This is a genomic window from Bacillus sp. 5w2 (assembly GCF_054353775.1).
In genome coordinates this window covers 41,629-63,207 of record NZ_JBTIWT010000012.1, presented here as the reverse complement: position 1 = coordinate 63,207, position 21,579 = coordinate 41,629, and the positions used below count along the sequence as shown (strand labels likewise).

Here is a 21,579-nt window from a genome sequence, read left to right as displayed (position 1 = left end):
GCTTTTTGTAATGGTCATTATAATTACAATCAACATCCAATTGAAAATAACTTTTTATGGGGGAATGTAAATGAACGAACGGAATGAACATCACTTTTGGGTATTTGTATTAATAGGAATGTTCCTGATTATAACAACAACCGGTTTTGCACGTATGGCATATGGAATTATATTGCCATTTATGCAAGAGGGGCTTCACTTATCTACAGCTCAATCAGGTATGTTAGGAACTATACTTTTTTTAGGCTATTTATTAACTGTAGGAACATCTGGAATATTTACTATCCGTTTTGGCGCGAAATCAGTTTTATTAATAGGGAGTTGGCTTGTTGTTGTAAGTTTATTGGGATTAGCTTTTGTTTCTTTATTTTGGTTAGTCGCTATTTGTATGCTATGTACTGGAGCTGGTAGTGCTTTAGTATATACACCACTCATGTCAATAACGGTAGGATGGTTTCCGGACAAAAGAGGAACTGTAATGGGGCTGTTATTAAGCGGTGCTGGCATAGGTATGTTATTTAGTGGAATAATTGTTCCTTATGTAGTACGTACATTGCCTGAGTATAGTTGGCGTGGTGTATGGTTTTTGTTTGGCGTTATTACATGTATCGTAGTATGTATTGCTTCAATTATTTTGAAAAATCCAGATGTAACAGACGATGAGGAAAAAAGGAATCATAAATCGTTTTTATGGAAAACAAAAGAACTATATGTTATTGCATGGATGTATTTTATTGTGGGAATTGTTTACTTAATTCCGAATTTATATCAAACTAGTTTTATGATTGATAGTGGTATTTCGGCAGCAATGTCAGGAACGATTTATGCAATTGCTGGTATGTTTTCAATAGTAGGAGCTCCTATCTGGGGATTGATTTCAGATCGGATTGGCATAAAGAAAACGTTATGTATTGCACTTTTATTAGCTGTAATAGGTGATGTGGCGCCAATTCTTTTTGGAAATATAATGGGTTTTATCGTATCGGCAATAATTTGGGGTTCTAGCCTCGGTGGTATCCTTTTATTAATTCAAGTTGCAGCATCAAAGCAAGTATCCCAAAAGTATGTATCGATGGCAATTAGTTTTATATCTGTTTTTTATGCAGTTGGTCAAATGATTGGACCAGGACTCGCTGGCTGGATTATTGGGACAAGTGGTTATACAGCAGCTTATGGATTAGGTGCTTTCGGTTTTTTTATGTGTATATGTATGGGATTGCGTTTAAAAAGAGGAAATCTTACAAATTCAGCGTATTTAGAGAAGTGAGTATTGTCATGAAATGAATCTTTTTAAAGGGGAGACGTAAAGTGGTACATGTGAAAGATCTAATAGCAGATCAATTATTAGCGAATGCAAACGATCCTAGTTGGTATATTCCATTTTCAGATGCAGTTAAAGATCTATCTGAGAGGGAAGCTTTTTGGAAACCGAATGAAGAGAGTAATAGTATAGCTGAAATTGTACAACATTTACTGTACTGGAACTCAACGTGGCAAACTAGGTACAAAGAATCAAATGTGAATGCCGTACCCGCTATTGGAGATAATAACAAAAGTTTTATGCTTTCAGATAATCAAACTTTTGATGAATTACGAGAAAAACTACTAGAGAAACTATTACAATGGCAAAAGCTTATAAATGAAGAGAAGGTTGAAAGTGATGTAGTGGGATTTCCTGTCTCTGCTAAGTGGTGGGAAGTGTTAGCAAATGTAACAACTCATAATGCTTATCATATTGGTCAAATTATTTACATCCGGAAGTTACAGAAGAGTTTTGATAATGAATAAGATAATAATTCTCAAATTTGGTGAACAAAAGTGGACAAAACGAGACATATGTCTCATTTTGTCCACTTTTTTATTATGAAAGAAAAGAGAAAACCTATTAAATCAGGGATTAGAATTTGGCACAGTACTTGCAATATAAAAGATGAACAAGAAAATAGGAGGGCTGGACATGTTAAAAACAACTGAAAGTAAAGGAAATGAAATTACGAAAGAACAAGCTCGTTGGATGTATGAAAAAATGTTAGAGATTCGTAAGTTTGAAGATAAGGTACATGAATTGTTCGCGCAAGGCGTTCTGCCAGGTTTCGTTCATTTATACGCAGGTGAAGAAGCGGTAGCAGTTGGTGTATGTGCCCACTTAACAGATAGTGACAGTATTACAAGTACGCATAGAGGGCACGGTCATTGTATCGCAAAAGGTTGTGATTTAAATGGTATGATGGCTGAACTTTTTGGGAAAGCGACTGGGTTATGTAAAGGGAAGGGCGGTTCCATGCATATTGCCGATTTAGATAAAGGAATGCTTGGTGCAAATGGGATTGTAGGCGGAGGATTTCCACTTGCTTGCGGCTCAGCATTAACAGCTAAATATAAAGGAACGAAAGATGTGAGTGTTTGCTTCTTCGGTGACGGAGCAAACAATGAAGGAACATTCCATGAAGGAGTTAATTTAGCAGCGATTTGGAAGTTACCAGTTATTTTTATCGCAGAAAATAATGGTTATGGCGAAGCAACGACATTTGAATATGCTTCAAGTTGTGATTCCATTGCAGATCGAGCGAAAGCTTACAATATTCCTGGTATTCAAGTGGATGGAAAAGATCTACTTGCAGTATATAAAGCAGCTGAAGAGGCGGTGGAGCGCGCACGTAATGGCGGTGGTCCAACAATAATTGAATGTATGACATATCGCAATTACGGTCATTTCGAAGGTGAAGCACAAACGTATAAAACTTCAGAAGAAAAAGAAGAACATTTAAATGAAAAAGATGCAATTGTGAATTTCCGTAAGCATTTAATTCATGAAGCTTTATTAACTGAATCTGAACTTGTCGATATGGAAAAGGCAGTAGATGAAGCAGTGCAAAGATCAATTGAATTTAGTGAAAATAGTCCATATCCAGAGGATGAAGAATTATTAAAAGATGTATATGTTTCTTACAAATAAGAGGAGGGTGAAAAATAATGACTAGAACAGTAAGTATGTCAACTGCAATTAATGAAGCGATGAAAATTTCAATGCGTCGTGATGAAAATGTAATTTTAATAGGTGAAGACGTTGCAGGCGGTGCACAAGTTGATCACTTGCAAGATGATGAAGCATGGGGCGGTGTACTTGGCGTGACGAAAGGACTTGTACAAGAATTTGGTCGAAATCGTATTTTAGACACACCAATTTCAGAAGCAGGTTATATGGGAGCAGCGATGGCAGCGGCGGCAACTGGTTTACGTCCGATAGCTGAATTAATGTTTAATGACTTTATCGGTAGTTGTCTTGATCAAGTATTAAACCAAGGTGCAAAGTTCCGTTATATGTTTGGTGGTAAAGCGAAAGTGCCAGTTACAGTACGTACGATGCACGGTGCTGGTTTTAGCGCAGCAGCACAACATTCGCAAAGTTTATACGCGTTATTTACGAGCATTCCAGGTATAAAAGTTGTCGTTCCTTCTACTCCGTATGACGCAAAAGGCTTATTATTAGCGGCAATTGAAGATGATGACCCAGTAATCTTCTTTGAAGATAAAACACTTTACAATATGAAAGGTGAAGTGCCAGAAGGGTACTATACAATTCCTTTAGGAAAAGCAGATATGAAACGTGAAGGTTCTGACGTAACAATCGTCGCAATTGGAAAACAAGTTCATACAGCACTTGCAGCGGCTGAGCAATTATCGAAAAAAGGACTTGAAGTAGAAGTAATCGATCCACGTTCTTTATCACCGCTTGATGAAGATACGATTTTAGCATCTGTTGAAAAAACAAACCGTCTTATCGTCATTGATGAAGCAAATCCAAGATGTAGTATTGCAACAGATATTGCGGCAATTGTAGCGGATAAAGGATTCGATTTGTTAGATGCACCTATTAAACGAATTACAGCACCACATACACCAGTTCCGTTCTCACCACCACTTGAAAAGTTATATTTACCAACGCCGGAGAAAGTAATCGAAACTGTATCAGAAATGATCGGAGACCAATCTGTATTACATGTGTAATAAAACGATGAGAAGGGAGAGAGAAACATGGCTGTAGAAGTTGTAATGCCGAAGTTAGGTATGGCGATGAAAGAAGGTAGTATTACGAGCTGGAATATTAAAGCGGGTGATCATGTAGCAAAAGGTGAACTAATTGCTAGTATTAACTCGGAAAAAATCGAAACTGAAATAGAAGCACCAGCTGATGGAACTGTTCTTGATATAGCTGTAAGTGAAGATGAAGAAGTTCCACCTGGCACTGTAATTTGCTATATCGGTAAACCGAACGAAAAAGTAGAAGTCTATGAAAGTACAAATGTTGAAGAAGAAAAAACATCTAATCCAGAACCTAAAAAGGTCCAACATCCAGAACCATATGTGATAGATGTGACGAAGCAAAGAGTTAAAATATCTCCAGTAGCGAAGAAAATTGCGAAAACTGAAAATCTTGATATTAGATTGTTACTTGGTACAGGTCCAGGTGGAAGAATTACAAAGGTAGATGTATTAAAGGCGCTTGAAGAAAGAGTAGCAATTCCAGAAGTACTTGAACAAGAAGACAGTAAAGTAATTCCTGTGACTGGTATGCGGAAAGCAATCGCAAATCGTATGCAGGCCAGCTTACAAAATAGTGCGCAATTAACGTTAACGATGAAAGTAGATGTTACAGATTTAGTTGCTTTACATAAAGAAATAGCAGAAGTTGTACAAAAAAGATACGATAACAAACTAACTATTACGGATCTCGTTTCTCGTGCTGTTGTATTAGCGCTTGGGGAGCATAAAGAAATAAACAGCGCTTATATAGATGATACCATTCATCAATTTGAACATGTTCATTTAGGTATGGCGGTCGCGTTAGAAAAGGGACTAGTCGTTCCAGCTATCCGTTTTGCTAATAATCTATCTTTAGTAGAGTTATCTAAACAAATTAAAAACGTTGCACAAAAAGCAAGAGAAGGTAATTTAAGTAGTGATGATATGCAAGGAACAACCTTTACAATTAGTAATTTAGGTAGTTTTGGGATTGAATATTTCACACCAGTATTAAATACACCTGAAGCAGGTATTTTAGGTGTTGGGGCAATTGAACATGTTCCGGTATATAAAGGGAAAAAAATTAAAAAAGGTAGTATGTTACCTTTAAGTTTAACATTCGATCATCGTGTACTAGACGGTGCACCAGCAGCTGCATTTTTACGCACAATTAAACGTTATTTAGAAGAACCTGTAACAATTCTTTTATAAAGAGAAGGTGAGAGAATGAGTAAATTAGTTGTTATTGGGGGCGGACTTGCTGGTTATGTAGCGGCAATTACCGCGGCTCAAAATGGAAAAGATGTCACTCTTATTGATGAAGCTAATCTTGGCGGGACTTGTTTAAATGTCGGTTGCATGCCTACGAAATCATTGTTAGAAAGTGCGGAAGTGCATGACATTGTGAGAAAAGCGAATAATTATGGAGTTACGCTTAACAAAGGAAGTATATCAATTGATTGGAAGCAAATGCAGGCGAGAAAATCACGAATCGTAACGCAGCTCGTCCAAGGAATTCAATATTTAATGAAGAAAAATAAAATAAAAGTTATACAAGGTAAAGCGAAATTTGAAACGGATCACCGTGTGCGAGTTACACACGGTGATAAAGAAGATGTAGTAGATGGAGAACTGTTCATTATTGCGGCAGGTTCAGAACCAACAGAATTACCTTTTGCTCCATTTGATGGGAAGTGGATTTTAAATAGTAGCCATGTAATGTCCCTAGAAAACATACCGAAATCATTATTAATCGTTGGCGGTGGTGTCATAGGTTGCGAGTTTGCAAGTATTTATAGTCGTCTCGGAACAAAAGTTACGATTATCGAAATGGCACCGCAATTATTACCTGATGAGGATGAAGATATCGCACATATATTGAGAAAGAAACTAGAAAGTGATGGCGTAGAAATATTTACAGGAGCAGCTTTAAAAGGATTAAATAATTATAAGAAGCAAGCTTCATTTGAATATGAAGGAAGTATCCAAGAAGCCAATCCGGAATATGTTCTCGTTTCTGTCGGCCGAAAACCACGAGTACAAGAATTAGATTTAGAAAAAATAGGTGTTCAATTTTCAAATAAAGGAATTTCAGTGAATGAACATATGCAAACAAATGTATCACATATTTACGCAGCAGGTGATGTGATTGGGGGAATACAGCTTGCTCACGTTGCTTTCCATGAAGGAACGACAGCAGCGCTACATGCGAGTGGGGAAGATGTGAAGGCAAACTATCATGCTGTACCTCGCTGTATGTATACAGCTCCAGAAATTGCTAGCGTCGGTTTAACAGAAAAAGGAGCAAGAGGGCAATATGGTGATATTCTTATCGGAGAATGTCCTTTTACAGCAAACGGAAAAGCGCTTATTATTGGAGAACAAACGGGTAAAGTAAAAGTCATTGTGGAACCTAAATATCAAGAAATTGTAGGGATTTCTATTATCGGTCCTCATGCAACCGAACTAATCGGACAAGGAACTGTAATGATTCATACAGAAGTTACCGCTGATATTATGAGAGATTATATTGCGGCACACCCAACTTTATCTGAAGCGATTCATGAAGCGTTATTGCAAGCCGTAGGACATGCTATACATGCTTAAATGGAAATATAATAACCCACTATTCTCTAAATGAATGAGAGAATAGTGGGTTGAATTTTTACAGAAGAAATTGAATATCCTATTATTTTTTTACGTCAATCGCTGAAGTAATATCGTTCCAATCAGCAGCTAAATTAGCAGTTTTACCGTACCAATCAGCGTGTTTAAATACAACACCTTTTCCATATCCTTGTGTAGAAGTATGCTCCCAAAGTGTCGTCGAATAACTTGCAGAAGGTGATGCTGTACTTACAGAGGAAATTCTGTCGTTCCAGCTAGATGGTAAGTTTTTAAAACCGCTGCTCCAGTAAATATATTGTCCGCCTTTATCTTTATGTTCATAAAAATCAGTACTACCAGCACCGCTACCTAAAGGATTAATTTTATTTTTAAGTACTTTTTTATCCTTTTCAATATAAGCATCTAATGTATCACGGCTAGTAAAACCATAAGCTAGCCAATCTCCATTTTCATTTTGCTCTGGTAATACCATAGTAATTTGGATGTCTTTCTTATCCTGATCACTTAATTTTGTAAGTGATTTAACATTCTGTTCATCCACTTTTAAATAATCAAAAGACTTAATTGTGTTACTTTTTTCTTCAGCACTTACTGCACCTAATCCTCCAGTTAATGCAAATCCCGCTACTAATGTCCCTGCTACTAATTTCTTCAACATATAACCATCCCTTTTTGTTTAGATTTTTGTACAGATGAATCTTTGTACTAGTAAAATGTATTCTAATTATGAACTATTGTAAATATTCTGAAGTTTTAGAAATAAAAGGCGGAATATTTACAGTTTTGCATTTTTTCTTTAGAAAAAATAGTTATTGGAATGATATAATAAATAGATATATCGTTTTTGCTGGATGTTAAAATGTTTTAGGAGGAAAGCCATTGAGGTATTTCAATAAAGATTGGTATAAAGAAATGCAAGTATCTGGATTTTTAATTTTCTCAGAAACATTAGAAGAATGGGAAGAGATGTTGCGAGAAAGCGAAAAGGTAGGAATGGATTATAAGCAAAGTTTGAGAGAAGATGTGGAAGAAAAGAAAGAAGATTTATTAAAATTCCTACCTAAGTCACTACATCCATACATTCATGACAATACAATTAATTCAGAATACCCACCGGAAAAATTAAAGAAACTTATGCTTGAGTGGACAGTAGATTATGAGAAAAGAATGAATGATTTAGAAGAAGCGTATATAGATAATTATAATACTATAAAAGAAAAGCTCGCGCAGAATGTCGTTCAACTACATGAATACTCACTACATGATAGTGTAGTCAAATTAGTAGAGAGAAGATCAGAAGATACGCTAATTATAACTTTAGATTGCAGTGGTACTTTCAGTGATTTTGATAAACTTAAAGTAACTTTCACAGGGGTAACGAAATGTTCTATTCCGGAAAATTTTGAAGGTGCTTGGTGGTTATGTCATGAAATAGACCTTGCTGAAGAGGGTTTTGAACTAGGGGTTTTATTTGATTGTCCATTTGAAGAAGTGATGATTTGTGCAAATAATGTATTGCTGGAGATAGGTAACTAGTAAACTTTATAACTTTACAAATAAAAAACAGTCTTATATGACTGTTTTTTATTTAGATGCTAAATTATCAATATACATTTATTCGGTGTTGAATGTAATGGGATAAAAAGAGGAACAAAACTGTATAAAGCTGAAAATATAAGAGTTGAAAATATTGTAAAACGGAAGAAGTGTGCATATAATTAAAATAAAGATAAAATTTCTGAATCTTCAATAACGGTGGTGGGAAGATGTTTACTGAAGAGCGTAGAGAGAAAATTTTAGAGTTACTTAAGAAAGATGGAAGGGTAATTGCTAAAGATCTTGCGGAAAGTTTCGATATGTCTATTGATTCTATAAGAAGAGATTTGTCTATTATGGAGAAGGATGGTTTATTAAAAAGAACGCACGGAGGTGCAGTTGAACTCGCGCGAGTGAGAAACTTAGCCGACGAACCATCGAAACGTTATCGTGATCGTTCAATAGAGAAAGATGCGATTGCGAAAGTTGCTGCATCCTACATACAAGAAGGAGATTCCGTTTTTATTGGCGGGGCATCTATTCATTATGCGATGTTAAAGTATTTACCTGAAACATCATTTACAGTTGTTACAAATTCTATAGAAATTGCCAGTACGTTACGGGAATATAAGAACATTGATACGTACTTAATTGGTGGAAAGGTGAAACCATCAGGAAATATGACAGATACACTTGCCTCAGAATTGATAAGTAGATTCTCAATTGATCTGTATTTTTCTACAGGTGGCGGCATTTCATTGAATGGTATAAGTACTGCAACGCCGGAAGTTGCTTATTTTAGTAAAACAGTAAGTAAGATTGCTAGAAGAAACATTTGTTTAGCTCCTCATACTAAACTTGGAATAGACTGCTTTATAAAAGGAGAGTCACTGATAGAAATTGACCTTATAATAACAGATGGAGACGCTAGTAAAGAAACGATTCAAGAATTTGAGAAACAAGGTAAAGAAATTGTAATAGCATCAATAGACTGCATTTAAAAGGAGTTTGAAATGATTATAAAAAGACAAGAGTTTCATATAAATGGATTAGCTTATACGATTCGTTCTGCGGCTGAAACGGATGCTGAGCAATTATCGAAGATTAGAGTTCAGATCGATGGCGAAACTGAAAATATGGATAGAGAAGCTGGAGAGGGATTTATAGATAAGGTAGGTTTTCAAAAAATAATAAAAGCAGATAGTGAAGAGATGCAGAATCTCTTTTTAGTTGTAGAAGTTCACAACCAAATCGTAGGGTTTTCAAGATGTGAAGGATCCAATTTAAAGAGATTAGCCCATAAAGTGGAGTTTGGCGTTTGTATTTTAAGAGAGTTTTGGGGATATGGAATGGGTAAGAAACTATTGCAACAATCTATTCAGTGGGCTGATGAAAATGAAGTGAAAAAGATATCATTACAAGTGTTAGAGACAAATGAAAAAGCCATTCAACTTTATAAAAAATTAGGATTTGAAGTAGAAGGTATTTTGAAAAATGATAAAAGACTGTCGGATGGGAAGTATTATAATACGGTAGCAATGGGAAGGTGTATTTGAGTCTGTTCATAAAAGAGGTGAAAATATATGTTTTATAGAAGGAAGTACTATATAGTAAAGAATGAATTTATAGAAATATTTAACGAGCATTTTAATAACACGAACTTACCTAATCAGTTAAAGTATGGCTCTAGGCTAATAGGACGCTGGATGAAAGATAATAATGATGGTACAACAGAAATATTCGCCATATGGGAATATGATAGTTATGAACAGTATAAAGAAATTGAATCGAAAATTAGAAGCGACAAGATACATGTTAAAAGAATACATGATTGGTATGAAAAACATGGCGGGAAAGAATATGTTTTACAGGAGTACATAGTAGAGTTGAAAAATGAAGAGTTAGTATGTACTGTAAAGTGATAGAGAGGTGGGGGATAATGGGAATTAAAACAAAATTATATTTTAGTTTAGCGTCTACCATTTTATTTGCAATAACGGTCATAGTTTTCTTTATAAATGATACTCCACAAAAGTGGTTTTGGTTATGTATTTTCTTTGCGTCCATTATACAAAATATAGTTCTACTAAAAAAGAATAAAGAAGTGCATTAAGATATTCAAATTATTAACATATTTGTGTCGTCTTTCTAGTTGTATTGAAAACGCTTTTATTCGGTTTTATAAAAAAAGTATGTTTTTACAGATCTCCAAAATAATGAATAGGGAGATGATACAATGCTAGCTTCACCGTTTTACTTACATACATGGAAAAAATTTGTTGATGAAGGAGTCCTTGATTCGAACCGTATAAACGAAAGAATTTCAGAGTCATGGCATCGATGTAAAGTAGCAAATGTGAATCCTCATATGAATAAAGGTCAGAAAATTTTGTCTTCTAATATTTTTCAGGATCAAAAGAAAAAGAGTGAAATCTTCCTTGATATAGCAATACCTCAATTACAAAATATGAGAAAAACCATTGATGAACTGCAAATGATGGCATTATTAATTGATCCAGACGGTTACGTTCTATCATTAAGTGGAAATCAACAAACGTTGAAACGAGCGAAACATATTAATTTCATTGAAGGTGTGAAATGGACGGAAGCAGCTGTTGGTACAAATGCGATAGGAACAGCTTTAGAGATTGAAGAGGCTATTATGATCAGTGGAACAGAGCATTATTCTGTCGCATCTCATAGCTGGAGCTGTGCGGCCGCTCCCATTCATAATGATGATGGGAAATTAATTGGTGTTCTAGATTTCTCCTGTCCAATTGAATTTTCACATCCATATATGCTCGGGATGGTCACTTCGATTGCACATGCGATTGAACGTGAATGTAGTATTCGAGTGCATCAAAATGAACTACATTTAATCCATCGTTTTTTAGATGTAATTGACAGTGAAGAACAAGTTGTCATTTGTAATCATCGTGATGTTATCGTTTCTGCGAGCAAGAGGGTTCGGGAACGAGTCTCTAATTGGTCACGAATGAAACTTGAAGATTTAATGCACAATGGGTTGAAACCTAAATTAGAAGTACCAGTATATAGTAATGATAGAATGATCGGGAAATGTATTTATGTAAAGGAAAAAAAACAAGGGAATTTATTTGCTACTTCCCCATTTATAAACGGAATTACTTTCCCTGGAGTTATTGGGACAAGCAAGGCATTTCAACATACTTTAGAAGAAATTAAGCTTGTATCTCCAACTGACGCTAGTGTATATGTATGCGGAGAAACAGGTGTAGGGAAAGAATATGTAGCGAGAGCGATTCATGAAAATAGTCCAAGAAAAAAATGGTCCTTTTATAGCTGTTAACTGCGGTTCATTACCAAAAGAATTAATGGAAAGTGAATTGTTCGGTTATGCCGAAGGAGCGTTTACAGGTGCGCGGCGCCAAGGATATAAAGGGAAATTCGAACAAGCAGACGGAGGAACAATATTTTTAGATGAAATTGGTGAAGTACCACCAGAGATGCAAGTGGCATTATTACGTGTTTTACAAGAACGAGCAGTAACCCCAATTGGCAGTTCAAAAGAGGTACCAGTAAATATTCGCATTATTACTGCGACACATAAAGATTTACTGCGATTAGTAGAAGAAGGGAAATTTCGTCAAGATTTATATTATCGTTTACATGTTTATCCCCTATATGTTCCATCGTTAATAGAAAGAAAAGAGGATATTCCGTACTTCATACAACATTTTTGTGTACGAAAGGATTGGAATGTTGTATTTCCAAAAAGTATTTGTAATCAATTTTCTCAGCATACATGGCCCGGAAATATTCGAGAATTATTAAATGTATTAGAACGCATTTACATTTTGTCGCAAGGTCGCGAAATATGCGAAAAACAAATCTCTTTTTTATTACAAACTATGATGGGAAATCAACATCAACTTGCATTGCAAGCAGAAAATAAAACGGAGCATACATTAAATTTCCGTGAAAAAATACAGCGTGATAGCATGATTGAAGCGCTAGAAAAGACAAACGGAAATGTTTCATTAGCTGCCAAACTTTTAGATGTACCTCGAAGTACATTTTATAAACGAATGCAAAAATATAAGCTATAAAGTAGATTTTTGTAATCTACTTTTTCTTTGTGGGCTCATGTTCTGTCGGAATGTGCGCTTACCGGGGAAATAATAGAATAGTTAGAAATTAATTCCCGAAAGGGGGACTTTTGTGAAGTATATTGAAATTGGCATCGGAAATAGGTGGTTTGTTCGAACGGAAACTGAAAATAAAGATGGAACTGAATTTGAGGAAAGAGGAATTATAAAACCTATTTATTTTGAGTCACTATACGTACGAATGTGGTTTCGGAAAATATGTTTAATTTTTGATACGAAAGAAGGGTTTAAAAAGGTTAAGAAGAGGAGGATTGAATATAAATTTATAGTTGGAATTGTAAGTAGACTGGATAAAGAAAAAGTGGGCTAACATGCGTAGTTATATTGGACAGGAAATTCTTTTGACTTATATCAAATTCATGAAAAGCACATTTACTAAATATAAATTGTTAATAAAACCGCTAAGGAAACTTAGCGGTTTCTTTTTAAAAAGGGAGGATTTGCGTACGAATAGGATCGTAACTGTTTTACTTGCAATTATTATAATGGGGTATTCCATTTATAGTTGGAATGATACTTCGGAACTGAGTATGCTAATTTTACAAACGCTTTTAGGGTTTATGTTAGTTAGCATAGGCGTGCAAAATTTAAAAAATAACGAAAAAGAAAATAGAAGTATAGGGATTGCTTTACTACTCGTGGCTTTGTTTTTAATTGTTGTATCTTTAATAAAATATTTTGTATGAATAAGTTTTTAAATTAATAAAAAATGATCATTTATTGAATCCCCCTCACAATAAAAAGTTAAAATTCTACTTGTATTTCACTATATAAAATATGGCATAATGATTTAGTTAAAATAGAAATGGATAGGGTATTTGAGAGGGGCAGTATAATGAGTTTTGCAATTGAAATAGTAATAAAAGCACCATTGGATGTTGTATGTGACTACATAATAGAAGATGAAAAAATAAAAGAATGGAATACGTTTATAATAGAAAATCGCTATCCTTCAAATATGGATAAAGAGAATCCACGTGTAGGAGATAAATATATTACTGTTCAAAAAGTCGGTAAGAAAATATTCGAGGCTGAAGTAGAAATCCTTGAATACGATGCACCGCATATTATTTCACTTGGTAGTGAAATGAAGCAAGGATATTCAGCAATGACTTATATGTTAGAAGAAGATGAGGAAGGTACAGCACTAACATTAATTTCAGAATATGAACCTAGTAATTTTTATTATAAAATGATGTATAAGTTAACAGGCTGGATTTCACGAGGTTTAACTATGGAACAAATGGAACGTCTAGCAGAATGTGTAGAAGCTGCTTATCATAAAGAAGATTAATATTAAAAATATATTAAGGTAAAAGCGTTACTCAATCTCATGAGTAACGCTTTTACTGTTTGAAAATTTTTCATTGAAAATCTCAATAGCTCTTTCATATATTTCTTTATCAACACAAAATCTTTCTGTTATCCAATAATTAAGTTCAGAAGATGTAATGATTTGTTCTCTTTTCTTACCTTGGAAATATCGTTTTAAAACATTATCATTAATAGAAGTTGGAATACCATCGATATAACCGAAAATCTGAATTTTCTTTAATACAGGAGATGTATGCCAATCGTTAGACTTTGTAATGAGTTCTTTCATACTTGATAAATGTATTGGCTCTGTATGTAAGATCTTTGCTGGACCTGGATTTCTAGCAATTTTAATCCTATTATTTGAGACTTCATAAGTGAAAGTTTCTCTTACATTACTTACTTGAAATGATTCATAAAGTGGGTAAGCTTGGAATAAAGGCGTACAGTAACCGACATCGACATAATATGGTTGGTCTAAGTTAACTCGTAAGCATAAATGTGCGGGGGCCATATACATATAATGAACATCAAAACCAAGATTTGATAATAACCAATGGAATCCAATCGAGTGCGTCCAACAAGTACCCCCGAGACCTTTTGTTGTAATACGGTTTATGTATGTCTCAATGGAAGGAAAATAATTACCTGTTTCATTACCCTTTTCCCAGTCAATTATTTTAGTAAGGGTTTCCCATTTTATTTTTTCTTGATGAGCTTTAATAAGCTCATTTAAAAACTTTAAGCTAGTAGGCTGTTTTGTCGTACCTAAAAATGATAGAAAGCTATTTATTAGTTGTACTTGGGTCATTTTCTTATCCTTTCTATATAGAAATTGTTATTGGTATTATTATACAATAGGTGTCAGAAAATACAGTTGTTTATTATTGGAGTAGGAGAGAATTAAATGTCTATGTCGCTATATTATAAAAAGATCCGAGAGCAATTAGGCCATGAACTAATTTTCATGCCAAGTGTAGCTGCTGTTATAAAAAATGAGCAGGGGGATATTTTGTTTCAATTTCCTGGTGGGGAATACTGGAGTTTGCCAGCTGGAGCAATTGAACCTGGGGAAACTCCAGAAGAAGCAGTAGTTCGGGAAGTTTGGGAAGAAACAGGATTGAAAGTGCAAGTAAAAAAACAAAAAGGGGTATTTGGAGGAGAAGAGTACCGTCATACATATCCGAATGGCGATGAAGTAGAATATATAGTTGTTGTGTTTGAGTGTGAAGTTACTAGTGGCGAGCTAAAACCAATAGATGGTGAATCTTTAAAACTACAATATTTCTCTTTATCTGAAAAGCCGCTTTTAGCGTTACCATACCCAGATAAAATATTTTTATAGATGTAAAATAGCACACCTTATTTATTGAAGGTGTGCTATTTATATAACCCTGTCGTATACATCTCAGTTAACGTATGTACAACCTCTTCTAAGTCAATCTTTTTATCATTTTGCACAATCGTCCAAAGAAACATCTCATTCATCGCGAACCAAGCACGTGCTACAATTTCTTTATGTAATTCAGGATATGCTAACCCATTTTCTTGAGAGTAAGTAATATCCTGCGTAATACTGTTTATAAAGCGTTCCCGAATCTCATCCCATTTTTGACGTATCTCTTTTGATAATCCTATAGCTTCCTGCACAACTTGCAATATAGCTCGTTCTTCTTCTGCTAATTGGAGGAATGCTTTAACTTGTTTTTGAATCATTATACGTGCTTCTTCTTTTGTTTCAGGAGAAAAAGTACGCTCAGCAATATCATAAAATTGATTCATGACATCTTCCATTAAAACAATGAGGAGATCATCTTTGTTTTTAAAGTATACATATGCCGTTCCATAACCGGTTTCTGCGTGTTTAATAATTTGTGTAATTGTCGTATTTTGAAATCCGTTATGAATAAAAATAGTGTAACCAGAGTGTAATAATTTCTTTTTTGTTTCTAAGGAGCGGTGTTTTCTTGATGAAAGAGTACTGTTTTTCAAAGAATCACCTCTTTATACTGAAATATCTGAAAATATAACTGTATTGTAAAAGAAACTCATATATAAAGTCAACTGACATAATATCATTGACGTTATATCAACTAAGGTGATATATTTCAATTAGTTAGAATAAAAAGAAAATTAAAAGAAGGTGACACCATGTATGAAGAACCATTTCAACCAACTTATGAGTATGCGCTTGAATGTGATAAACATGATGAACTGAAAGATTTTCAAACTGAATTTTATAAAAAAGAAGGAACAATATATTTAGATGGAAACTCATTAGGTTTACTTTCAAAAAGAGCAGAGAAATCGTTACTTACTTTACTAGATTCATGGAAAGAGTATGGCATTGATGGGTGGACAGAAGGAGAACATCCATGGTTTTTCCTTTCAGAAAAATTAGGTGAATTGACCGCACCTCTTATTGGAGCCTTACCGGAAGAAACAATTGTAACCGGTTCCACGACAACGAATATTCATCAAGTAATCGCAACTTTCTATGAGCCGAAAGGAATACGCACAAAAATTCTTGCGGATGAACTAACATTTCCATCAGATATTTATGCGCTTCAAAGTCAAATTCGTTTAAAAGGATTAGATCCAGAAGAGCATCTAGTACGAGTGAAAAGCCGAGATGGTAGAACACTTTCTGAAGATGATATTATTCAGGCAATGGAAGATGATATCGCTTTAATTTTATTACCTTCTGTTTTATATAGAAGTGGTCAAATTCTTGATATGAAACGTTTAACAGCGGAAGCTCATAAACGAGGAATTCATATTGGATTTGATTTATGTCATTCAATCGGTTCTATTCCGCATCAGTTCAAAGAGTGGGATGTTGATTTCGCTGTATGGTGTAATTATAAATATTTAAATGCAGGACCTGGTGGTGTTGGGGGCCTTTATATAAATAATAAACATTTTAATAGACTTCCAGGATTATCTGGATGGTTTAGTTCTAGAAAAGATAAGCAGTTTGATATGGAACATACTTTAACCGCAGCTGATCATGCAGGCGCTTATCAAATTGGTACACCGCATGTATTAAGTACTGCACCTTTAATCGGTTCTCTTGAAATTTTTAAAGATGCTGGTATAGAACGTTTACGTGAAAAATCCCTACATATTACAAGATACATGCTGGATTTAATTGATCACGAATTAAAAGATTGCGGATTTACAATTGGAAATCCATTAGAGGATGAAAAACGAGGCGGGCATATTTATTTAGAGCATTCGGAAGCAGCGCGTATTTGTAAAGCGTTAAAAGCAAATGGAGTAATTCCAGATTTCCGGGCGCCAAATGGAGTAAGACTTGCGCCAGTTGCATTATATAACACATACGAGGAAGTATGGCATTCTGTTCAAATTTTAAAGAAAATCATGAAAGATGAAGAATATAAGAATTTCGAAAATAAGCGAGAGGTTGTGGCATAAGTATGAAAGTATCAGAGTGGATTGATATTTCACAACCGCTAAATAATGATATTGCCACTTGGCCAGGAGATACACCGTTCTCGTATGAAGTATCATGGTCAAAAGAAGAGAGTGGATCAGTAAATGTCGGAAAGTTAACGATGAGTATTCATACAGGCACCCATATTGATGCACCTTTTCATTTTGATAATCAAGGTAAAAAAGTAATAGATTTAGATGTTCAAGTTTATGTCGGCCCAGCGCGCATCATTGATGTCTCTAATCTTGAAAGCATTGGGAAAAAGGAATTGGAAAACTTTCATTTAGAAGGTGTAGAACGATTGTTGTTACGCACATCTTCACATGGTAAAGTGAATGAATTCCCAGATGTAATTCCGCATTTACGTGCTGATATTGCACCGTTTCTTTCTGAAAAAGGAATTCGTTTAATAGGGGTGGATGTACCTTCAGTTGATCCATTAGATGATAAAGAATTAGAAGCGCATCACCAATTGTTTAAACATGGCATACACATTTTAGAAAATGTCGTACTAGATCATGTAGCAGACGGTGATTATGAACTAATCGCATTACCACTTGCCTTAACGGATGCAGATGGAAGTCCAGTTCGAGCAGTTATTAGACCAATATAAGTAGAAATATATATAAAGGGGCGTTTGGCTAATATGAAAGAAAATGAAAAGGTAATTATGGAAAAAGGGATTCATACGGACTTTAAAGAGAATATGACGTACGGGGAGTATTTACAATTAGATAGTTTACTATCTTCTCAAAAGAGATTATCAGACCATCATGATGAAATGCTGTTTATCGTGATTCACCAAGCAAGTGAACTTTGGATGAAGCTTATTTTACATGAGTTAAACGCTGCAATTGAATCTATTAAACAAGATAAATTACAACCAGCTTTTAAAATGTTAGCACGTGTTTCAAAAATTCAATCACAAATTATTCAATCTTGGGATATTCTTGCGACATTAACACCATCAGAATATATTGAGTTTCGTGATTCACTCGGTCAAGCTTCAGGGTTTCAATCGTATCAATATCGTATGATTGAGTATGCACTTGGCTATAAAACACCGCATGCATTAAAAATTTATGAAAAGGATCCAGAATTACACGCTCGACTTCATACAGCGCTACATGCACCAAGTTTATATGATGTGGCAATACAAGCTCTGGTAAAAGAAGGATTCCCTATTCATAAAGATGTGCTAAATCGTGATATTACGCAGCCTTATGAAGAAGATGCAACTGTAGAAGCGGCATGGTTAGAAGTGTATGCCGATGTAAAAAAATATTGGAACTTATATCAGCTTGCTGAAAAATTAATCGATATTGAAGACTGGCTACAACAATGGCGTTTCCGTCATATGAAAACGGTAGAACGCATTATCGGACATAAAATGGGAACAGGTGGCTCTTCTGGTGTATCTTATTTAAAACGAGTACTTGATCAACGATTCTTCCCAGAGCTATGGAATGTTCGCACGAAATTATAAAAACAAACCTGTCAGTCAAACTGACAGGTTTGTTTTTTATTTGAACTCAATTATGTTTTAATAGAAGCTACAAGATATAATAAATTAAGTGATTTTTTAAACGGAGGTAAAGTTTTGGATTTCAAGCAACTAGAAAATAAATTTGAAAAGAAAAAAGTGAATACATTTCTTGTTTATCAAAAAGGTGAGCTAACAAATGAGTATTATAAAACGATAGAATGTGCAAGTAATTTAAATAAAATAAATTCGATTACAAAAAGCATTGTATCTATATTAATAGGTATTGCTATAGATAAGGGATATATAAATGATATACATACACCAATAACAAAATGGATTCTAAATGTACCAAAAGAAAAAAGCAAATTAACAATTTACCATCTATTAACGATGACAACAGGAGAAGACTGGAAGGAGTTTGGGAATGGGGTCGTTTTCCCAAATGATTTTGTTGAATCAGAGAATTGGGTGCAGTACATATTAGAAAAGCCAATAATTGAAGAACCCGCTACAAAAATGAATTATAACTCAGGGTCTTCTCATTTGCTTAGCTATATTGTCCAAAAAGCTACTGGAATGCCGACAGAGCAGTTTGCGAAAAGATATTTATTTGATCCATTAGAAATTACAGAATATGAGTGGCAACAAGATCCCCAAGGAATACATGTTGGTGGTTTCGGTATGAAAATGAAATCTAAAGATTTATTAAAGCTCGGAATATTATGTTTACAGAATGGGTATTGGCAGGGAAATGAAATCGTATCATCGAAATGGTTAGAAGAATCGAGTACATCTCTATTTGAAACGTATGAACATGTCGGAGCATATGGATATCACTGGTGGGTATTGAATAACGAAAGATTTCACATACCGTATTACATATACTTTGCTATGGGATACGGCGGGCAATACATCGTTATCATTCCGCAGTTAGAAGTCGTAGCTGTAATAAGTAGTCATATGCCTAAACGTGGGCTCGTTCCATTAAAGTTATTTATTGAGCATGTACAAAGAGAATTATAAGTTTATATAGGGAGAGGAGCGAATATATGAGAGGTGTAAAAACGTTATCTTTATTTAGACTATGCTTAAGTCTTTTAGCATGTAGCGCCCTTATTACGCAGTTTCTAATAAGAGCACAAGTGAAACCGTTTAATCCAGTTAATTTTTTTAGTTTCTTTACGATTGAAAGTAACATTTTAGTTGCATGTATTCTCCTTTTAAGTAGTATTGGAACAGCTACATTTGGTCGATCAGAACAGTTTGGTATACTTCGTGGTGCAGCAACTGTATACATACTTACGACTGGACTCATTTATTTTTTATTATTAAGAGGGTTAGAAGAATCACTTCAAACCGCAATACCATGGGTAAATACGGTGTTACATTATATCATGCCAATCGCAATGCTTTTAGATTGGGTTTTAAATCCACCTAGTAAGAAAATTACCTGGAAACAAGCTACAAGTTGGCTCTTATTCCCGTTTTTTTACGTTTTATATAGCTTAATACGTGGTCCAATCGTGAATTGGTATCCTTATCCGTTTTTAGATCCGAGAATAGGTGGATATGGTAGAGTACTTTTATACAGTATAGGGATAGCAGTTGTAATCGGTGCTATTTGTATATTGGTCAGATTTTTAGGGAATCGAAATTTTAGGAAATAATTTTAGAAATGAAGAACCCCCACTGTTAAAAAAATAAACAGTGGGGGTTCTTCATTTTATCTACTCGTCTTCTGAAATGACATCTTTATAAATTTCTCCGTCTTCGTTTCAAATTCTACATCAACAAAAACACCGTATTCTTTTCCATCTTCACGTAGCCACAATTTAAATTTTTCAACTGTTATTTGAATGGTTTTTGGTTTTCTGCCTATATGAAGGTAATCAATAATCTCAGCTTTTGGGTATTGTTCTTTCGTCTTTTCTACAGCAAGTTTACCCCATTTGGCATATGGCGGCTGCGCATGAACAATTGATGGGCCGGTATATATATTTGAACATGTTGTTAGGAACAGAATGACAAGTGCGACACGCTTTAACAATTTCTTCATGATGAACTCCTTTTATCCTTTTTTTATATTATTTACATATTTTTTCAACGATATGAGTTTGGATTTTTTTGTCTTCTTTACATAAAAGCGAGGCTTTTACAAAACATAACCAAGAAATCATTTCCGTAATTAAGGAGGGAAATTTATGCGCCAAAAAGCTATTTTTAAAATAGCAGTTTTACTTACGTTCATAGGACTATCTTTAATGGTCAGTAGTATACAACTAAAGAATGTAGAAGCTTTTTCTAATCAAGTCATTCAAAGAGGAGCATCTGGCGAAGATGTCATTGAATTGCAATCTCGTTTGAAATATAACGGATTTTATACGGGAAAAGTGGATGGTGTTTTCGGATGGGGTACATACTGGGCACTTCGAAATTTCCAAGAGAAATTCGGATTACCTGTTGATGGTTTAGCTGGAGCTAAAACGAAGCAAATGCTCGTGAAGGCAACGAAGTATAACAAGTCAACTGCTAATAAAGGAACGACAACGAATAAAGAAAATAGCGGTGGTACTGCACAAGAAAATAAACCACCTCAAAATAAAGGGACAAATGTTCCAAATGGTTATTCTCAAAATGACATTCAGCTTATGGCAAACGCAGTATATGGAGAGTCTCGTGGTGAGCCGTACTTAGGACAAGTTGCAGTAGCTGCGGTTATTTTAAATCGTGTTACAAGTGCATCATTTCCAAATACCGTTTCGGGTGTAATCTTTGAGCCGAGAGCCTTTACCGCAGTTGCGGATGGACAAATATATTTAACGCCAAATGAAACAGCGAAAAAGGCAGTATTAGATGCAATTAATGGATGGGATCCAACAGGAAACGCATTGTACTACTTCAATCCAGATACTGCAACAAGTAAATGGATTTGGACTCGTCCACAAATTAAAAAGATCGGGAAACATATTTTCTGTAAATAGAGCGGA

24 protein-coding genes and 1 pseudogene are annotated in these 21,579 nt (G+C 34.8%); 21 read left to right on the top strand and 4 right to left on the bottom strand.

The features are described 5' to 3' along the window. The first annotated feature begins 70 nt into the window (after window positions 1-70). The 6 genes from ACXY7N_RS19280 (at window position 71) to lpdA (ending at window position 6,630) form a co-directional block, all read left to right on the top strand. Window positions 71-1,267, top strand: coding sequence for an MFS transporter (locus ACXY7N_RS19280; protein WP_488592565.1), 1,197 nt, complete (start codon window positions 71-73; stop codon window positions 1,265-1,267). Window positions 1,268-1,308: 41 nt separating this feature from the next. Further along, on the top strand, window positions 1,309-1,788 hold the full coding sequence (locus ACXY7N_RS19275) for a DinB family protein (protein ID WP_016087580.1): 480 nt from the start codon (window positions 1,309-1,311) through the stop codon (window positions 1,786-1,788). A 169-nt stretch (window positions 1,789-1,957) separates the two neighbouring features. Further along, window positions 1,958-2,956, top strand: coding sequence for an acetoin:2,6-dichlorophenolindophenol oxidoreductase subunit alpha (acoA, locus tag ACXY7N_RS19270; RefSeq protein ID WP_016087581.1), 999 nt, complete (start codon window positions 1,958-1,960; stop codon window positions 2,954-2,956). A gap of 17 nt (window positions 2,957-2,973) precedes the next feature. Then, a complete protein-coding gene (gene acoB / locus ACXY7N_RS19265; protein WP_016087582.1) occupies window positions 2,974-4,008 on the top strand; it encodes an acetoin:2,6-dichlorophenolindophenol oxidoreductase subunit beta in 1,035 nt (344 codons plus the stop codon). A 27-nt stretch (window positions 4,009-4,035) separates the two neighbouring features. After that, window positions 4,036-5,235: a dihydrolipoamide acetyltransferase family protein gene (locus ACXY7N_RS19260; RefSeq protein ID WP_016087583.1), complete on the top strand. Its 1,200-nt coding sequence runs from the start codon at window positions 4,036-4,038 to the stop codon at window positions 5,233-5,235. Window positions 5,236-5,250: 15 nt separating this feature from the next. Then, entirely contained in the window at window positions 5,251-6,630 is a 1,380-nt protein-coding gene (gene lpdA / locus ACXY7N_RS19255; RefSeq protein ID WP_488592564.1) for a dihydrolipoyl dehydrogenase, read from the top strand. A gap of 82 nt (window positions 6,631-6,712) precedes the next feature. On the opposite strand, the gene ACXY7N_RS19250 is transcribed toward lpdA, so the two are convergent. After that, the gene (locus tag ACXY7N_RS19250; protein WP_016087585.1) at window positions 6,713-7,309 is read right to left on the bottom strand and encodes a hypothetical protein; all 597 of its coding nucleotides are present in this window, start codon (window positions 7,307-7,309) and stop codon (window positions 6,713-6,715) included. Between the two features lie 221 nt (window positions 7,310-7,530). Between ACXY7N_RS19250 and ACXY7N_RS19245 the strand changes: the two genes are divergently transcribed. From ACXY7N_RS19245 to ACXY7N_RS19210, 8 genes and pseudogenes are all read left to right on the top strand, one after another. Beyond that, window positions 7,531-8,187, top strand: coding sequence for a DUF4085 family protein (locus tag ACXY7N_RS19245; protein ID WP_016087586.1), 657 nt, complete (start codon window positions 7,531-7,533; stop codon window positions 8,185-8,187). A 230-nt stretch (window positions 8,188-8,417) separates the two neighbouring features. Continuing rightward, a complete protein-coding gene (locus ACXY7N_RS19240) occupies window positions 8,418-9,188 on the top strand; it encodes a DeoR/GlpR family DNA-binding transcription regulator (RefSeq protein WP_488592563.1) in 771 nt (256 codons plus the stop codon). Between the two features lie 12 nt (window positions 9,189-9,200). After that, complete coding sequence (locus tag ACXY7N_RS19235) at window positions 9,201-9,743, top strand: GNAT family N-acetyltransferase (protein ID WP_016087588.1); 543 nt, start codon at window positions 9,201-9,203, stop codon at window positions 9,741-9,743. 27 nt (window positions 9,744-9,770) lie between these two features. Continuing rightward, the gene (locus ACXY7N_RS19230) at window positions 9,771-10,109 is read left to right on the top strand and encodes an NIPSNAP family protein (RefSeq protein ID WP_016087589.1); all 339 of its coding nucleotides are present in this window, start codon (window positions 9,771-9,773) and stop codon (window positions 10,107-10,109) included. 314 nt (window positions 10,110-10,423) lie between these two features. Next, window positions 10,424-12,275, top strand: a pseudogene (locus tag ACXY7N_RS19225) (sigma-54-dependent Fis family transcriptional regulator). A gap of 112 nt (window positions 12,276-12,387) precedes the next feature. Continuing rightward, on the top strand, window positions 12,388-12,645 hold the full coding sequence (locus ACXY7N_RS19220) for a DUF3977 family protein (protein WP_016134671.1): 258 nt from the start codon (window positions 12,388-12,390) through the stop codon (window positions 12,643-12,645). A 175-nt stretch (window positions 12,646-12,820) separates the two neighbouring features. Next, complete coding sequence (locus tag ACXY7N_RS19215) at window positions 12,821-13,021, top strand: YczI family protein (protein ID WP_050582727.1); 201 nt, start codon at window positions 12,821-12,823, stop codon at window positions 13,019-13,021. Between the two features lie 149 nt (window positions 13,022-13,170). Beyond that, entirely contained in the window at window positions 13,171-13,629 is a 459-nt protein-coding gene (locus ACXY7N_RS19210; protein WP_016134669.1) for an SRPBCC family protein, read from the top strand. 27 nt (window positions 13,630-13,656) lie between these two features. Here ACXY7N_RS19210 and ACXY7N_RS19205 read toward each other — a convergent pair whose 3' ends face one another. Continuing rightward, complete coding sequence (locus tag ACXY7N_RS19205) at window positions 13,657-14,460, bottom strand: arylamine N-acetyltransferase (RefSeq protein ID WP_016134668.1); 804 nt, start codon at window positions 14,458-14,460, stop codon at window positions 13,657-13,659. A 96-nt stretch (window positions 14,461-14,556) separates the two neighbouring features. On the opposite strand from ACXY7N_RS19205, the gene ACXY7N_RS19200 reads away from it, so the two are divergent. Then, window positions 14,557-14,994 (top strand): NUDIX hydrolase, encoded by a 438-nt coding sequence (locus ACXY7N_RS19200; RefSeq protein WP_016087595.1) that lies wholly within the window; start codon window positions 14,557-14,559, stop codon window positions 14,992-14,994. Between the two features lie 35 nt (window positions 14,995-15,029). On the opposite strand, the gene ACXY7N_RS19195 is transcribed toward ACXY7N_RS19200, so the two are convergent. Continuing rightward, window positions 15,030-15,641 (bottom strand): TetR/AcrR family transcriptional regulator, encoded by a 612-nt coding sequence (locus ACXY7N_RS19195; protein ID WP_488592562.1) that lies wholly within the window; start codon window positions 15,639-15,641, stop codon window positions 15,030-15,032. Between the two features lie 159 nt (window positions 15,642-15,800). On the opposite strand from ACXY7N_RS19195, the gene kynU reads away from it, so the two are divergent. The 5 genes from kynU to ACXY7N_RS19170 all read left to right on the top strand — a co-directional run bounded on the left by kynU (window position 15,801) and on the right by ACXY7N_RS19170 (window position 20,259). After that, the gene (gene kynU / locus ACXY7N_RS19190; RefSeq protein WP_016134667.1) at window positions 15,801-17,087 is read left to right on the top strand and encodes a kynureninase; all 1,287 of its coding nucleotides are present in this window, start codon (window positions 15,801-15,803) and stop codon (window positions 17,085-17,087) included. A gap of 2 nt (window positions 17,088-17,089) precedes the next feature. Next, complete coding sequence (kynB, locus tag ACXY7N_RS19185; RefSeq protein WP_016134666.1) at window positions 17,090-17,719, top strand: arylformamidase; 630 nt, start codon at window positions 17,090-17,092, stop codon at window positions 17,717-17,719. Between the two features lie 33 nt (window positions 17,720-17,752). Beyond that, a complete protein-coding gene (gene kynA, locus ACXY7N_RS19180; RefSeq protein WP_000661967.1) occupies window positions 17,753-18,592 on the top strand; it encodes a tryptophan 2,3-dioxygenase in 840 nt (279 codons plus the stop codon). A 114-nt stretch (window positions 18,593-18,706) separates the two neighbouring features. Continuing rightward, complete coding sequence (locus ACXY7N_RS19175) at window positions 18,707-19,615, top strand: serine hydrolase domain-containing protein (protein WP_016134665.1); 909 nt, start codon at window positions 18,707-18,709, stop codon at window positions 19,613-19,615. Between the two features lie 26 nt (window positions 19,616-19,641). Beyond that, window positions 19,642-20,259, top strand: coding sequence for a Pr6Pr family membrane protein (locus tag ACXY7N_RS19170; RefSeq protein WP_016087601.1), 618 nt, complete (start codon window positions 19,642-19,644; stop codon window positions 20,257-20,259). Between the two features lie 56 nt (window positions 20,260-20,315). On the opposite strand, the gene ACXY7N_RS19165 is transcribed toward ACXY7N_RS19170, so the two are convergent. Beyond that, window positions 20,316-20,648 (bottom strand): DUF3889 domain-containing protein, encoded by a 333-nt coding sequence (locus tag ACXY7N_RS19165; RefSeq protein ID WP_016087602.1) that lies wholly within the window; start codon window positions 20,646-20,648, stop codon window positions 20,316-20,318. Between the two features lie 145 nt (window positions 20,649-20,793). On the opposite strand from ACXY7N_RS19165, the gene sleB reads away from it, so the two are divergent. Then, window positions 20,794-21,573, top strand: a complete 780-nt coding sequence (gene sleB / locus ACXY7N_RS19160) for a spore cortex-lytic enzyme (RefSeq protein ID WP_016134664.1) — start codon at window positions 20,794-20,796, stop codon at window positions 21,571-21,573. The last annotated feature ends 6 nt before the right edge of the window (window positions 21,574-21,579 follow it).